Source organism: Leuconostoc mesenteroides subsp. mesenteroides ATCC 8293 (assembly GCF_000014445.1).
GTDB classification, from domain to species: domain Bacteria; phylum Bacillota; class Bacilli; order Lactobacillales; family Lactobacillaceae; genus Leuconostoc; species Leuconostoc mesenteroides.
Genome location: NC_008531.1, coordinates 337,891 through 354,427, shown reverse-complemented (window position 1 = coordinate 354,427; position 16,537 = coordinate 337,891). Strand labels below are relative to the sequence as shown.

The window sequence follows — 16,537 nt, the reverse complement described above, 5'->3', positions numbered from 1 at the left end:
AATTTAATAATTAACTTATATATATTTTAGCACATTAGAGACGAGAGTGCTAAAAAGTTTTACAACTTTGTTAAATCATAGTCTATACCTTGCTCAATCATTGTTGCCAGTTGTGTTAATTTACGCATGCGATGGTTAGCACCTGATTTACTAATATCTAGTACTTCACCTAATTCTGCCAACGTTTCATCAGGATATTCTAATCTTGCCTTCGCGATGTCACGCAGTTTTTTTGGTAATATGTCTAGACTACCCAATGTATCAATAATTAAATTAATCTGACTAACTTGTTTATTAGCTGCGATTGCTGTTTTTTGCATGTTTGCTGTTTCAGCATTGACCAGGCGATTAACTGAATTACGCATATCACGCATCATACGAATATCCTCAAACTTGAGCATAGATTGAGTCGCACCAATTGTTTGCAAAAAGTCCACGATTTTTTCTGCGCGTTTCAAATAGACAATAAAACCATTACCTCGCTCAGAAATTTTTGATGGCAAATCAAATTCTTGCATCATTATCATCAATTGCTCAGCTAGTTCTTCGTGGGTCGTATAAATTTCCAAATGATAGTTAGCTCGTTCTGGTGAATTAACTGATCCAGCAGCCAAAAAAGCACCGCGTAAAAAAGAACGCCGTTTGTCAACTTGATTTAGCATACGCGGAGGTACTTCTGGATGTAAGCCAAATGGATCAATACCTAAATCATCCAGTACCTCATCAATCTTAGTTTTTAGTAATACCCCATAGGATTTGTGTTGTGATAAATGATTGTGATCTGTTACGCTGACTTCAACTTCAACTTCAACGTAAGTTTCTTTTAAGAGTGTATAAATTCGACGGGCAATGGCAGCGTTTTCAGTTTGTACCCGAATTGTTTGATCAAAACCAAGGGTACTAACCCCGTTCATTCTCATTAAAGCTGCCAACTCAGCTTTTGCATTTCCGGCATGAACAATCAAACCAGTCAGCTCTTTTTTTACATCTGCTGCATATGACATTTAGCACTGCTCCAAAATTTTCAATAATTCTTCAGTAATTTTTTGACCATCATGAAATGCACCAGCGTCACGTAACTGCAAAAAATCACCTGAAATTTGAGTTGCTCCTTGAACCACAACTGCCTGCTCGTCAAGCTTCACCTGATTAGAAACCTCATTCCACTTTTGAAAGTCGACAAAATCATCAGGAACCTTTTCACTATTTGAAATGACATAGTCAATTGCTTGCATGCCAATATGTGCATTTAAAGCAAGGAGATGTTGTGCATCTGTATAAGCATCAGTTTCGCCCTTTTGAGTCATAATGTTGGCAATGTAAACTTGCTTGGCTTTAGTGAGCTGTAATGCCTCACGGACTTCAGGCACAACTACATTAGGTAAAATTGATGTAAACAGACTTCCGGGACCATAGACAATTAAGTCCGCACTCAAAATCGCTTCAACAACCTCTGGAGCAGCTTTAGGCTCTTCACCCGGTTCATCACCTGTTACCCAAACATGGTCTATTGTTTGATGTGCATGTGTTATTTCAGCTTCTCCAGCAACTGTGTTGCCATTCTTAAATTCAGCATGTAGCACTAGAGGCTCGTTAGAAACAGGATAAATATGCCCTTGAACATGCATAAAATTAGCTAGATATTGCACCGCATCAAAAATATTTCCATGCATTTCAGTCATCGCAGCGATAATTAGATTTCCAACAGCGTGCTTGGCAAAAAAATCATCTTTTGCATCAAAACGATACTGCATAACCTTTAAAAATTCCGCGTCCGTATCTGCCATTGCTACGAGGATATTTCTAATATCTCCGGGAGGTACTATATTAATGTAGTTTCGTAGTAGTCCACTTGATCCACCATCGTCAGCCACTGTCACAATTGCTGATAAATCAACTTCTTGTTTCACAAGCGGCTTGATAATTACAGGTAGACCCGAACCACCACCAATAATGACGATTTTGGGTTTCATATAATAGTTAACCTTCCATATACTTACATTCATTTTAACACAAAACCACCCAACAAATTGCTAGGTGGTTTTAGTCGTTGCTTGAGAGATTTCTTGTTTAAGCTCGTGACAAATCGCGCTCAATTACTTCTTTCAAGTACTTACCGGTATAAGATCCTGCCGTTTTCATCACCTTTTCAGGTGTGCCGGCGACCAAAACTTTTCCACCACCAGCGCCGCCTTCTGGACCCATGTCAATTATCCAATCAGCTGACTTAATCACATCCAAGTTATGCTCAATAACTACAATAGTATTGCCAGCATCTACTAGCCGTTCCAGCACTTCTAGCAAGCGAGCAATGTCGTCAGTATGTAAACCAGTAGTTGGTTCATCCAGAATATAAATTGTTTTACCATTAGTGCGTCGATGAAGTTCCGATGCCAATTTCATACGTTGGGCTTCACCACCTGACAAGGTCGTTGCAGATTGCCCTAGTTTTACGTAACCCAAGCCCACATCATTAATCGTTTGTAGCTTTTTAGCAATTTTTGGAATAGGCGTGAAAAATTCAAGTGCCTCTGAAGCAGTCATGTCTAAGACTTGTGATATATTTTTGCCTTTATAGGTAACTTCCAACGTTTCTGAATTATAACGAGTACCACCACAAACTTCACAGGCTACATACACATCAGGCAAGAAATTCATTTCTATTTTGATCACACCATCGCCACGACAATTCTCACAACGACCACCTTTTGTGTTAAATGAAAAGCGTCCTTTGTTGTATCCACGCATTTTAGCTTCATTTGTTTGTGAAAACAAATCACGAATATCATCGAATACACCTGTATAGGTCGCAGGATTAGAACGTGGTGTACGTCCAATTGGTGATTGATCAATATCAACTATTTGTTCTATATTTTCAGTGCCCTCAATCGATCGATACGCACCTGGTTTTTCAGAGTTATTATTTAGTTTTTGCTTCAAAGCTCGCTTCAACACTGTATTGACTAATGTTGATTTACCAGAACCTGAAACACCTGTTACCGCAACAAACTTTCCTAGAGGTATCTTTGCAGTAATGTTTTTTAAGTTATTTTCTTTGGCGCCTTTCACCGTAATCCAGTTGCCATTCCCTTTTCGGCGCTTGGCAGGTATTGCAATAAATTTTTTCCCAGATAAATATTGTCCAGTTAATGAGCTTTTGTTGGCTTCAACTTCAGCTGGCGTGCCACTAGCCACAATAGTACCGCCCAAAGCACCAGCACCCGGGCCGACATCTATCAAATAATCAGCCGCACGCATTGTATCTTCATCGTGCTCGACAACAACTAAGGTATTTCCTAAGTCACGCATACGATGCATTGACTCTAGCAACATATCATTGTCACGCTGGTGCAAACCAATGGAAGGTTCATCTAAAACATAAAGAACTCCTGATAAATTAGATCCAATCTGAGTAGCCAAACGAATTCGCTGAGATTCTCCGCCAGAAAGCGTTCGTGCTGAACGAGAAAGTGTTAAATACTTTAAACCTACGCTTTGTAGGAAGCCAAGACGATCCTTAATTTCTTTGATAATAGGCGAGGCAATCTCACTATCCTGTTGTCCCAAGGAAACACTATTAAAAAATGCCAATTCTTGATCAACCGGTAACTCCGACACCTCACCAATATGTTTGCCATTAATTTTGACTGAAAGTGCGGCCTTGTTTAGGCGATAACCGCCACAGGCTTTACACTTTAATTCTGTCATATAATGAGTCATTTGCTCGCGCGTGAAATCTGAATTTGTTTCCGTGAAACGGCGAGCAATGTTATTTATTACTCCCTCAAAGGGGATATCAACATCACGAACCCCGCCAAAATCATTTTTATAATGGAAGTGAAAATCCTTTTCATCAGAACCATTCAGAATTAAATCTTGTTGTTTTTTAGGAAGTTTATTAAATGGTGTGTCCATGTCAATAGCAAATTGCTCAGCAAATTGACGCAACATTTCCGGATAATAATTGGATGATATTGGATTCCATGGCAGAATAGCTCCCTCATTCAAGGTTTTCGCATCGTCCGGAATTACTAAATCAATATCCACTTCGCGCGTGACACCCAAACCTTGACAAAACTCACAAGCTCCTAATGGTGCATTGAAACTGAACAAGCGCGGTTCTAATCGCCCTGCACGAAAATCCTTCAACTCTCCAAGATAGTGGTCAGAAAACTTTAATGGTGCAACTGGATTTTCATCATCACGAGTTACCACATCAAGTTCAACTTGGCCGTCATTCAAACGAACAGCTGCTTCAATCGAGTCAAATAGACGTGACCGAGAATTGCCACGTAAAACAATTCGATCGATCATAACGTCAATGTCGTGAGGCTTGTTTTTATTAAGACTCAACTGCTGTGAATCAATCTCAATAATATCTCCATCTACACGAGCTCGAATATATCCCTGTTTGCGCATATGGTCAAATGCTGTTTCATGCGATCCACGTTTTCCTCTAATGATTGGTGCAAATACTTGTAATCTTGTACCCTCAGGCAGGTTATTCAATGTATATTCAACCATTTGATCGATTGTATACATAATTTTTGTACCATCTTTTGGATCATCCGGTCGCCCAACACGTGCGTATAGTAAACGGAAGTAATCATTGATTTCAGTCACTGTACCAACGGTTGAGCGTGGATTATTAGATGTTGTTTTTTGGTCGATAGAAATAGCAGGTGATAAACCATCAATAGAATCGACATCTGGTTTGTCCATTTGACCTAAAAATTGGCGTGCATAAGAACTTAAACTTTCCACGTAGCGCCTTTGCCCCTCTGCGTATAGGGTATCAAAAGCTAATGATGATTTACCTGATCCAGATAGACCAGTAACGACTGTGAGTTGATTTTTAGGAATATTTACATCAATATTTTTTAAATTATGAGCGCGAGCACCGCGTATTTCGATATGATCTTTTGCCATTATTTTCTCTTTTTCGTTTATATCAGTTCAATTAAAGATTAGCACGTGTTTTTAATTCCATTACCGTATCGCGTAACTGAGCTGCCTCTTCAAAGTCAAGTGCCTTAGCAGCCGCCTTCATTTGACTCGTCATATTATCCACAATAGACTGTTGCTCATCTTTAGGTAAGTCGTTAAACGCCACCTTTGTCAAATCAACAACTTTTTCTTCAGTAGCAGCATGTGTGACAGATATCAGGTCACGAATATCTTTCTTAATTGTTTTCGGTGTAATACCATGTTGCGTATTATATTGCATCTGAATTTCTCGCCTGCGGGCTGTTTCATCAATAGCTTCAAGCATGGATCTAGTCATCTTATCCGCATACATGATAACGTGTCCATTTTCATTACGTGCGGCACGGCCAATAGTTTGGATTAATGAACGTGGATTACGCAAAAATCCTTCTTTATCAGCATCCAATATAGCTACTAAGGATACTTCAGGAACATCAATCCCCTCACGCAATAAGTTAATACCAATTAAAACATCATATTTACCCAAGCGTAAATCACGGATAATTTCCGTACGTTCAAGTGTTTTGATATCCGCGTGCAAATAAGCTACTTTTATTCCCAAATCCTTCAAATAATCAGTTAGGTCCTCAGCCATACGTTTGGTTAACGTTGTGATAAACACACGTTCATCACGCTCCGATCGCTTCGTTATTTCCCCGACCAAGTCATCAATTTGTCCCATAACAGGTCGCACTTCAACTTCTGGATCAAGCAACCCCGTTGGTCGAATAATTTGTTGAATAACGTGTTTTGAATCGACACGCTCATTTTCATAATCACCAGGTGTCGCTGACATATAAATAATCTGGTTAACGTGTTTTTCGAATTCAGGAAGTTTTAATGGCCGATTGTCTAATGCGCTTGGCAAACGAAAGCCATAGTTAACCAACGTTTCTTTTCTAGCTTTATCCCCATTAAACATACCGCGAATTTGTGGCATGGTAACATGACTTTCATCAATAACAATCAAAAAATCATCTGGAAAAAAGTCAATCAATGTAAATGGTGGTTCACCCGCTTGACGACCATCCATCCAACGTGAGTAGTTTTCAATGCCGCCAACAAATCCCATTTCTTCGAGCATCGCCAAATCATACTCTGTACGTTGTTTAATACGCTGCGCCTCTAATAACTTACCTTCTTTTTTGAATAGCTCAACCTGAGTGTTCATTTCTTGACGGATACCGTCCAATGCCACTTGCATTTGGTCGTCATCGGTCATAAAATGTTTTGCTGGAAAAATAGCTACATGGTCACGTTCTGCTATTGTTTCTCCTGTCAAAGAATTAATTTCTCGGATACGATCAATTTCATCACCAAAAAATTCAATTCGCAAAGCCATTTCATCTTGGGAGGCAGGAAAAATTTCGATCACGTCACCACGAACACGAAACGTTCCACGATGAAAATCAATGTCATTACGAGTAAACTGCACATCAATCAAATCACGCATTAATTGATCACGCTCATATTCATATCCAACACGCAAACTGATAACATGATCCTTATATTGGTGCGGATCTCCTAAACCAAAAATAGAACTGACGGAAGCAACTACAATGACATCATTACGTTCAAGTAACGAACTAGTCGCGGAGTTTCGTAGTTTATCGATTTCATCATTCACAGCTGAATCTTTTTCAATAAACGTATCAGAACTTGGGACATAAGCTTCAGGCTGATAATAATCATAGTAAGAGACAAAATATTCTACTGCATTGTTAGGAAAAAATTCTTTTAGCTCACCATATAACTGCCCAGCTAAAGTCTTATTGTGACTTAAAACCAACGTTGGCTTTTTTACTTCCTTAATGACATTTGAAATGGTAAATGTTTTACCTGTTCCCGTAGCTCCGAGTAATATCTGTTCTTTAACATGATTGTTGATTCCACCAACTAGTTTTTCAATGGCTTTTGGCTGGTCACCGGTTGGTTCATATTTAGACTTAATTTCAAATTCATGTTCTATCTGTCGCTCTATCATTGACGTTCTCTTTTCATAAATCTGCTCAGTATTATTTCACAATTAATACACTATCATCCCATTATAACAAAAAACGAACAAACGTTCTACATGAGCGTTTTGTTCGTTTTTTGTGACTACTTGTCATCGTCATCAGAATCTGTTTTTAATTCCGGTGCATCTGTGACATAGTCGCTAAGTGTTGATTTGCCTTTGTTCTTGGCTAATACACTCGAAGGATTAGACTTGAGTGCTTTTTTAAGCGAAGCCAGTCCCTCTGTTTTTTTATAATTATAATTCTTTTTGTTAATAAGATTAAAATCAGAATTTGAAGTATCAAAGCGCAATAAGTCGCCTGTAATAACTGCATCGGAGTAACCCAAAACTTTGGTTGCATAAGCGGACATTTGTTTTGCCACTTTTTGCAACTTTTTATCTGATTTGAGCGTAACTTGATCACCAGTTGTAGTATTAAAATACTGGTTATTGTATTTCGTATACGTTGGCGTTATCCAATCACCATCACGGAAAACTACTTTACCATCGTACTTCGAGGATAGCATATCTTGTCCAAACATTGTCATATTATTATCTGGGATGCCAAGCACATCCATTAAAGTTGGCAACATATCAATTTCACCACCATATGTATGGTCAATACCACCTTTTAGCCCTGTCGCATGAATCATGAATGGCACTTTTTGGAAAGTAGCTAAATCATTGTTAGTAATTTTATCTTTACCAAGTAGCTGTGCAATAGCATCCTGATGATTTTCAGAAATTCCATAGTGATCACCATACAGCACAAATACAGAATTGTCATACAACCCAGCTTTTTTGAGATAACTCATCAGCTCAGCGAATGCCTGATCCAAATAGTGAGCAGTTTGAACATAACCATCAACAGTTTTGTCTCCAGTTTTTGTTGCTGGGAAACTGATATTTTGTTTATCCAAATCATATGGATAATGATTTGTTACGGTTATTAACTTCGCATAAAATGGTTGTGGGAGCTGTTCAATATACTTCGCACTATCTCGCAGAAAAATTTTATCTTTCATCCCATAACCAATGTTATAGTTTGCTTTGTTTGCATTAGCATAATAAGCTTTAGAGAAAAAGTAATTATAGCCAAATGATTTATAGGTATTATCACGATTCCAAAAACTTGCAACATCCCCGTGAAAGGCAGCAGTTGTATAGCCTCTTTGTCCTAAGATAGCTGGTAATGACTCAAACGTATTACTCGTACCATACTTGACCATAGCAGAACCTGTAGCCAAACCATATAGTGAGTTTTCTTGCATCATCTCCGCATCAGATGTCTTCCCTTGACCAACTTGGTTATAGAAGTTATCGAAACTTAGTGTGTTTTGGTCATGATAGAACTGGTTCAGGTTGGGTGTGACTTCCTGCCCATCAACTTTATAATCTATTAAGAACTGCTGAAATGATTCCAAATGAATCATAAAGACGTTCTTACCTTTTTGCGTACCATAATACTGAATATTGGCAGGCAGTTTTTGCGTAGCAACAAACTTTTTTACTTTAGCTAAATCGGATGGCTTTGCTCGCTTCCGGCTTTCAGTTTGATTATAAGTTTGTACAGCGTTAAATACAGCATATTCATTCAATCCTAAATATTTAACAATGTAATTATTATCAAACGAACGGGTCAACAAACCTGAACGATCCGTTGATGCGATGCCGTAATCTACTAACATCAAGATGACACCAAAAAGCGTCGTTAAAATAGCAAATTTTTTTTGAACGCCTTTATGATCAATCGTTAATTGCTTGAAAACCACTAGCAAGATTAAGATCACAATATCGATAAAGACAAGATAATCCGTCCAATGAATAATTGCCGCAATTGATTTACCAAGATTTGTTCCAGTTGAACTACCCGAACCCAAAATACCCATGGATAAGAAATCTGAAAATTCTCTGTAGTATAGCATATTCGCAAATAACCATATTGACTGAATCAAATTAAAAATAATTGCCAACCAATAACTGGTTACGCCACGAAAATACAAGGAAATACTTAAAAATATAATAGCCGTCGGGATGGGATTCAAAAATAGCAAAAATTGCTGCGTTGATCCTTCCACACCCAAATTAAAGTTCATGTGGTATTCAGCATACGTCTTCAACCACACAAGAACGACGTTTAATATGAAAAACCAAACTATTGGCGCCGATGTATCCATAGTTCGTTTAACTTGGTGCCAGAGGTTTCTGGGATTTGAGATTCGTTTTAATAAACTTATCATTTGTTATAAACGTGCCCGATAACATCCTAATAGCATGTGTTGGGCACCCTCCTAATAAATTAGTTTGAAATCATGTAAAACATCATAAATTTCAATTGCAACTAAATCAATATCATCAAACTGAAACTGTCGAATTTCACGATGTTCCTGAACTGTCCAGATCCTTGTCAATTGATCATACGTAACCTGTAAAGCTTCAATGCCAAAAGCATCAAATCGACGCGTTTGCACGCTGCCATCTGTTGAATCAATCATAGCACGTAACCGACATAAAATTTGTTTCAAATCACTCGTATTGTATTTGTTGTCAAGCATTGTCACTCCTCCTATCATGGTGAGCAGGAATAAGGTAAGCAATTATCCCTGCAAAGATACCAAAATAATAAGTAATAAATCGCCAAAGTAAGATAACGAGAATCAATGTTGCTGGATTTTTAACAAAAGGTGAGAACAATAATTGAAAGCTAAGCTCTGCACCACCAACACCACCTGGGATTGGGAACAAGGAAATCACCATAACAATCATAATATTCATCGTTACAATCAGCCACGGATTGACAGACTGATAGCCGAAAGCACGTATGACAAAATAAGGTATCATATAGAACGTAATCAGTTGTAATGACGTAAAAAAAGTGGCGCCAACCAATGATTGCCAACTGCTAATTACGCGACGTGATTCGGTATGAAAATTATCAATCTTTTGCTTAACATTCGCAATTAATCGCTCAAAACGCTCGCGACGCATCATTTTTTTTACAACTATTGCCACTAAATCGACCAAGCGTAATGTTAACGATGGCCAAAACATAACCAATATAATACCAATAATTACTACAGCATGAATCGCTATGGCAAAGGGGATGAATGTTGCGAAAGTGGGATTAACCTGTTGATAAATAAAGTGTTCGGCAGAGACATAGCCTATTATAAAGAATACCACAACAACAATTTGATAGACTAAAAACTTCATGAGAATAACAGACATCGCCCGCCCAGTTTCTACTCCAGATCGCGATAAACCATATAGTTGTGCCGGCTGGCCTCCAGTAGCAAATGGCGTGACTCCTGTTCCCAATAAGTTTAGTAGCGGAACTCTTAATAAGGACAAAACCGAGGTATGGCGCCGATCTTCTTTGCTCAATAAGGCCCTTGTAGCAGCCGCCTCAAGGAAAATTGATATAATCATCGTGAACAGGCCAAACAGTAACCAATGCCAATCCAGATTTTCCAACGCCACGGACAGTTGGTGTCCTTTACCACTTAATTCTTTTGTCAAAAAATAAACGACAATAGCCGTCAGAACAACAACGATAATCATTGATACTCTATCACGTTTGAACATCGCGATTACTCACCCTTCTAACACCATTTTATATACCGCCTGTAATTGTTTTCCAATTTCAGGTAGGTCACGTGTTTGAGCTAATTTATAGCCTGATTCACTTAAATTTGGTGATTCCCCAGTTAAAATTTTTTGCATTTTGATTTCAAACTCATCTAAATCACGGGCTTTATAGCTATTTACCCCATCCTGTAACCATTTTTTATATACTGGAATGTCACGAACCAAAACCTTTTGCTTGGAAGCTAAAGCTTCTAGTACCACAATGCCTTCCGTTTCTTCGTAAGAAGGATACAAAAACAAATCTGCACCTTGAAAAGCACCACGAATGACATCCCCAGTAATATATCCAGGAAAAATTAAATTTCGTGGATGATTACCTTTTATCAAACGACTTATCTTATTAGGTACTAATCGTAAATCAGTGTAGCCAAACCAAATAAAAACATGCTCAGGATGCCTTTTTGCTAGTTCAACGAAGTCTAAAATACCTTTTCGCTCAAAGAAAAGCCCCACGCTCATAATCACTTTTTGATCATCTGCCAAGTCAAAGTATTCACGAAACTTTTTTATTTTATCATCATCATGCTGATATTTTTCTAGGGGAATACCATTAGAAATAGGAATAATTGGTTGATTTAAACGGTATCCACGTAGTAACTGCTTCGAATAAGGTGTTGGCGTAATAATCGCATCAGACTTACTATAAAGCGATACTAAGTATCGTTTAAATAACGGGGCAATGGTATTAGAACCAGTAAAGGAATTCCGAAAATCTTCATAAGTTGAATGACCGTGGTAAACAACTTTTTTACCCAATTTATGTGCCTTATTGACCATATGATGGCTATTCACACCGTATGTATTAATATGCAGTACATCGTAATCAAGGGACTGGGTATCAGTAGTTACTTCAACATCTGTGTAAGATAAGGCTTCTTTTTGTAACTTTAACGCACGTCCAATACCAGACTTAGCTATTAAATTTTGATTTTCAAAATAAAGTAAAACTTTCAATTAATTTCTCCTGAATGGATTACGTAAGATACGTTTCATATATCCCACCTCTTCATCATTGGGATACTCATCTTCCACGTCGCTAGCATGATAACTGGCCAAAATATCATCATAAAATGCTAAAACACGTGTTGCAAAGGTGTTTGCATCCACGTCTTTCATTTTTTTATGCCGATAGGCAATATCTTCTTCTGTATTTGGTCGTTTAAGATATTTTGTGATACCTGCTAGTAGTTCATCATAATCGCTCACCAACGTACCAATAGCTTCATTATCAACTAAATTATCTAAGTAAGGTGAATGTATAGCCACAAATGGTCTATCTGCTGCCATCGCCTCAATAAATGTTAATCCTTGAGTTTCAGTATCTGAAGAACTTACAAACACATTCGACATCTTATAATAATCAAAGATGTCATCATGATTGACCATCCCTGTGAATATTATTTTGTCTTCAAGCGCTAGTTCTTCGACCTGCTCTTCTAAAGATTTACGTGCTGGACCATCACCAGCAATTACTAAACGTGCTTCGGGTATTGTCTGTAATACTTCAGAAAATACGGAAATTGTCACACTAATATTCTTTTCAAACGCTAAGCGTCCCAGCGACAGAACAATAGGCTGCAATTCAGAAAAGTGATACTTTTCTCGTAAGTTAGTTTGTTTCGTACCATGCTCTGGTAAACAAACACCTGTCGGAATAACTCTCATAGGCACGGTCACACCGTAACGACGAAGCGTATCTTGAACGAGATTTGACGGCGCAATAACACCTGCCATACTAACCATATATCCCTTCATAATACGCCCCACACCATGCGGTCCAATCAACATCCCCTTAGCAAAATAATGGGTGTAGTCTTCATACATCGTATGATAGGTGTGGACAGCAGGAATTTTTAACTGTCGCGCCACAAATTTACCCATTAAACCTAAAGAGAATTCTGTTTGGGTATGTACAATGTCGAGTTGTACAGATTTGGCAATTTCAACAGCTTGAATCAAGCCACGAAATGCTAGTCGACGATCTTTAAATCCAAGATATGGGAGGCTTGAAAAACGATAAATATGCGATTCAAATTTATTTTTAGGTACCTTGGGGTCAGTAGATGTAAAAATATAAACTTCGTGCCCCTGACTTTCAAGTGCTTCTTTAAGTGTCTTAATCGAAGTCGCAACTCCACTGACTTGTGGAAAGTACGTGTCCGTAAACAAACCAATGTTCATTGTTTTCTCCAATGTTCAAAAATATACAAATTTTCTATAAAAGCAATACTGCTATTATAACATTTTACGTAAAAATGGTCGAATACTGATGCAATTGTTCTTCACTAAAAAAAAACAACAAATTATTTTCCATCCTTTATAACACAGGACTTCAAACTATTTGTTGATTTTTACTATGTTAATCAAATACCATTTGATTATGGTACAATTCTGAATAAAATCCGCCTTCAGCAACTAATTCTTGATGCGAGCCCTTTTCAATAACTCGACCATCTTTAAGAACAACAATTTTATCAGCACCCAGTATTGTTTTCAATCGGTGCGCAATAACAAAACTCGTACGTCCAGCAATAACATTATCCATCGCCGCTTGGATTTTTGCCTCTGTCACCGTATCTACATTAGATGTTGCTTCATCTAATATTAAGAAATCCGGATTAGTCAAAATTGTGCGGGCGATTGATAATAATTGTTTTTGACCTGTTGAAAAGACCGAATTTTCGTCATCTACTTTGGTCTGATAACCTTCTGGAAGTGTCATAATAAAGTCATGGATGTTCGCCTGCTTGGCAGCATCAATCATTTCTTCTTCGGTAGCATCTGGCTCACCAAATTTAATATTATCTGCGACAGTACCACTAAATAATACTGATTCCTGTAACACAATGCCAACATGATCACGTAAAGACTTCAAGTCTAACTTACGAACGTCGGTGCCATCAAACTTTACGGATCCTTCAGTCACATCATAAAATCGATTCAATAAGTTCATGACCGTTGTCTTTCCTGAGCCGGTCGGACCAACAAGGGCTATCATTTCCCCTTTTTTAACGTCAATTGAAACACCGTGAAGAATTTCTTTGTCATCATTGTATCCAAAGTGAATATTTTCTAGGGTAACACCCGACTTTAAATTAGTTAATTTCTGACCACTTTCGGGGTTAACTTCTTCAGCTTGTTCATGGACATCGCTCAAGCGTCTTGCACCAGTAACAGCTAACTGCAACATATTATAAATAGATGTAATTTGTGTGATTGGTTGGTAATACTGTTGTGAATAGTTAACAAACACCACAATTAATCCCAAACCAACCGACTTATCCATACCGTCATGAACAATTAACCATGACCCAAAGAAAATCACAATAGCTAAGTTCAACAATGACAAGCCTTGCATTAGAGGAAACAGCATACCAGAATACATCTGTCCTTTAAAAGTAGCTTGCTTCACTCGTTCATTATACGGACCAAAATTAGCAATTGATTCTTGTTGCAATCCTTGCGTAATAATAATCTTCTCACCATTGATTTGCTCATTAATATAACCATTCATGCGGCCAGTTTCATCTTGCTGCGTGTCAATATATTTTCTAGCACGACTGATCACAAACCAGGCGACAATAATAGCAACTGGTGTTGAAGCCATAGTTACCCATGCTAATTTGACGTTCTGCTGAAACATCATAATAATGATACCAACAAACAAAGCGAATTGTGATAAAAGTTGGAAAATGGCCTGGTTCATCGCGTTAAAAATATTATCTAAATCAGACGTAAACAAAGATAAAATTTCGCCATCTTGATGCGTGTCAAAATATTTAATCGTCATCCGTTGCAATTTAGCAAATAGACCAATTCTCATCCGGCCTGATGCCTCTGAACTAATACGACTAGATATAAAACTAGAAATGAACATTGTTACTGCAGTTAAAGTAAAGAAAATCATCATTGCTTCCAGCGCATGATAGAAAGGTGTTTTGCTAGCAACAGCATGCGTTTGAGGATTCAAGTATTGACCTAAATAAGTCGATAATTCTGTAATTGCCTTTCCCATATACACTGGTGCTTTAACTTGGAAATAAGTTGAGGCTATTGTCACAACAACTACGAAAGACAATGCTAACCAATAACGCTTAAGATACTTTGCAAAATATTTAATTGCGTGTTTAATATCTGTCATTATTCTGCCCCTTTCGCTTTCTGTGTTTGATAAATTTCAGCATAGACCGGTGAAGTTTCAAGCAACTCGTGATGTGCACCGATGCCTACTACCTTACCCTCATCCATTACTAAAATGCGGTTGGCATGAATAACTGAACTGATTTTTTCAGCAATTACAATTGTTGTCGTTCCTTTTAATTCCTGGTCAAGTGCTTCTTGAACCAGCTTTTCGGATCGAGCATCTAAAGCCGATGTTGAATCATCTAAAATCAATATTTTAGGACTACCAACAACACCTCTTGCTATAGAAAGACGTTGTTTTTGACCACCGGAAAAATTGGCAGAACGCTCTTCAACAATGTGGTCAAAATTATCTTCATAACGATTAACAAACTCCGCAGCCTGTGCAATTTCAACAGCTTTTTGGAAATCCTTTTCATTAGCGTCTTTTTTACCTTGACGCAAATTTGCTGCAATCGTACCACTAAACAATATGGCCTTTTGTAGAACAAACGAAACCGCAGCTCGCAACGACTTTTCGTTTACTGCTTTGAGATCCACACCACCAACAGCTACCACACCTTCAGTAGGATCATACAATCTTGGGATTAATTGGGCAAGTGTTGTTTTACCTGATCCAGTTGCACCAACGATACCGATCATCTCACCTGCTTCGATATCAAACGATACGTTTTTCAAAGCTGGTTTAGTATCTCCAGGATAGGTGAAAGAAACATTTTTGAATGAAATATTTCCATTCAAATCACGATCAGGCGCATCTTGAGCGTACGTTAAGTCTGGAGTCGTATCTAAAATTTCTTTAATACGTCTTAGCGAGACAAAACCACGAGATGCAAAGGTAGCCATCATACCACCAATCATAATGGCAAAGAATATTTGCATTAAGTAAGAAGTAAAAGAAGCAATCGCAACTAAATCATTGGGATGTTTGACAACATCGCGACCTACGAACCAAATAGCTGTACCGATGGCAACATAAGATATTAACATGAACATCGGCATCATAGTCGAAAATAAGTAGCCAACAGTCGTGTTGACACGCGTCAACTCATTAGAATTATCCGTAAAACGGTTTGTTTCATTTTTTTCTTGGTTAAAAGACTTGACAACACGAACACCCTGAAGATTTTCCTTGGCCAACGTATTCGTCTTATCAATTAGTGTTTGAATTTTGGAGAAAAACTTCCCCATTTGTTTAAAAATCACTTGCGAAGATACAAAAATCAGTACAACCATTAAAATTACAATCCACCATAAACGTGGCAATGTAATCAATGCCAAAATAAAGGCTCCAACAAACAATATTGGAATGCGTGTCAAAGACTGTAAAATCATCATGATTAATTGCTGCACTTGATTGACATCATTTGTCATACGGACAACCAAGTTACCCGCTGAAAATTTTTCAATATTACCAAATGAAAATGATTGTATTTTTTTATACTCGTGTGCACGAATATCTGCAGCAATCGCCTGTGAAACTTTGGAGGCAAAAATTGTATTAATTACACCAGCAACCAATCCGATTAAAGCTAAAAATAACAGTTGAAATCCGTAAGCAACAACCTTATTTTGATCATCAGCGATAATTGCTTTCATAACTTGCTGAAGCAATCGTGGTTGCCACAATGATGCAACAGCCATTATCACCACCGCAATAATTGAAAACATAATATCACGAGCATAAGGCTTTGCATGTTCTTTTAAAATTTGCATTTCATTTCCTCTTTCAAGACATTAAAAACTAATATTACGCTATCG

The 16,537-nt window shown here is 37.8% G+C and carries 11 protein-coding genes; all 11 read right to left on the bottom strand.

Features of this window, described 5'->3' with window-relative positions; translation table 11 throughout:
• Positions 1–59: 59 nt before the first annotated feature.
• Complete coding sequence (whiA, locus tag LEUM_RS01920; RefSeq protein WP_011679257.1) at positions 60–1,004, bottom strand: DNA-binding protein WhiA; 945 nt, start codon at positions 1,002–1,004, stop codon at positions 60–62.
• On the bottom strand, positions 1,005–1,973 hold the full coding sequence (locus LEUM_RS01915; protein WP_011679256.1) for a gluconeogenesis factor YvcK family protein: 969 nt from the start codon (positions 1,971–1,973) through the stop codon (positions 1,005–1,007).
• Between the two features lie 97 nt (positions 1,974–2,070).
• Positions 2,071–4,929, bottom strand: coding sequence for an excinuclease ABC subunit UvrA (gene uvrA, locus LEUM_RS01910; protein WP_011679255.1), 2,859 nt, complete (start codon positions 4,927–4,929; stop codon positions 2,071–2,073).
• A gap of 31 nt (positions 4,930–4,960) precedes the next feature.
• Positions 4,961–6,970: an excinuclease ABC subunit UvrB gene (gene uvrB, locus LEUM_RS01905; protein ID WP_011679254.1), complete on the bottom strand. Its 2,010-nt coding sequence runs from the start codon at positions 6,968–6,970 to the stop codon at positions 4,961–4,963.
• A 116-nt stretch (positions 6,971–7,086) separates the two neighbouring features.
• Positions 7,087–9,225 carry an LTA synthase family protein gene (locus LEUM_RS01900; protein WP_041775226.1) on the bottom strand — a complete coding sequence of 713 codons (2,139 nt, stop codon included), beginning with the start codon at positions 9,223–9,225 and terminating at the stop codon, positions 7,087–7,089.
• A 51-nt stretch (positions 9,226–9,276) separates the two neighbouring features.
• Positions 9,277–9,540, bottom strand: coding sequence for a YkuJ family protein (locus LEUM_RS01895; protein WP_011679252.1), 264 nt, complete (start codon positions 9,538–9,540; stop codon positions 9,277–9,279).
• The gene (locus LEUM_RS01890; RefSeq protein ID WP_011679251.1) at positions 9,533–10,570 is read right to left on the bottom strand and encodes a lysylphosphatidylglycerol synthase transmembrane domain-containing protein; all 1,038 of its coding nucleotides are present in this window, start codon (positions 10,568–10,570) and stop codon (positions 9,533–9,535) included. The genes LEUM_RS01895 and LEUM_RS01890 overlap by 8 nt, the downstream gene beginning before the upstream one ends.
• A 9-nt stretch (positions 10,571–10,579) precedes the next feature.
• Entirely contained in the window at positions 10,580–11,587 is a 1,008-nt protein-coding gene (locus tag LEUM_RS01885; RefSeq protein ID WP_011679250.1) for an LTA glycolipid anchor biosynthesis glycosyltransferase, IagA/BgsA family, read from the bottom strand.
• Complete coding sequence (locus LEUM_RS01880) at positions 11,588–12,814, bottom strand: glycosyltransferase family 4 protein (protein WP_011679249.1); 1,227 nt, start codon at positions 12,812–12,814, stop codon at positions 11,588–11,590.
• A 178-nt stretch (positions 12,815–12,992) separates the two neighbouring features.
• On the bottom strand, positions 12,993–14,774 hold the full coding sequence (locus tag LEUM_RS01875; RefSeq protein ID WP_011679248.1) for an ABC transporter ATP-binding protein: 1,782 nt from the start codon (positions 14,772–14,774) through the stop codon (positions 12,993–12,995).
• On the bottom strand, positions 14,774–16,492 hold the full coding sequence (locus LEUM_RS01870) for an ABC transporter ATP-binding protein (RefSeq protein ID WP_011679247.1): 1,719 nt from the start codon (positions 16,490–16,492) through the stop codon (positions 14,774–14,776). The genes LEUM_RS01875 and LEUM_RS01870 overlap by 1 nt, the downstream gene beginning before the upstream one ends.
• Positions 16,493–16,537: the final 45 nt, after the last annotated feature.

Bases quoted from the DNA above. Each gene is read 5' to 3' on its own strand.
- whiA (WP_011679257.1), bottom strand. From the start codon at position 1,004: ATGTCATATGCAGCAGATGTAAAAAAAGAGCTGACTGGTTTGATTGTT.
- LEUM_RS01915 (WP_011679256.1), bottom strand. From the start codon at position 1,973: ATGAAACCCAAAATCGTCATTATTGGTGGTGGTTCGGGTCTACCTGTA.
- uvrA (WP_011679255.1), bottom strand. From the start codon at position 4,929: ATGGCAAAAGATCATATCGAAATACGCGGTGCTCGCGCTCATAATTTA.
- uvrB (WP_011679254.1), bottom strand. From the start codon at position 6,970: ATGATAGAGCGACAGATAGAACATGAATTTGAAATTAAGTCTAAATAT.
- LEUM_RS01900 (WP_041775226.1), bottom strand. From the start codon at position 9,225: ATGATAAGTTTATTAAAACGAATCTCAAATCCCAGAAACCTCTGGCAC.
- LEUM_RS01895 (WP_011679252.1), bottom strand. From the start codon at position 9,540: ATGCTTGACAACAAATACAATACGAGTGATTTGAAACAAATTTTATGT.
- LEUM_RS01890 (WP_011679251.1), bottom strand. From the start codon at position 10,570: ATGTTCAAACGTGATAGAGTATCAATGATTATCGTTGTTGTTCTGACG.
- LEUM_RS01880 (WP_011679249.1), bottom strand. From the start codon at position 12,814: ATGAACATTGGTTTGTTTACGGACACGTACTTTCCACAAGTCAGTGGA.
- LEUM_RS01875 (WP_011679248.1), bottom strand. From the start codon at position 14,774: ATGACAGATATTAAACACGCAATTAAATATTTTGCAAAGTATCTTAAG.
- LEUM_RS01870 (WP_011679247.1), bottom strand. From the start codon at position 16,492: ATGCAAATTTTAAAAGAACATGCAAAGCCTTATGCTCGTGATATTATG.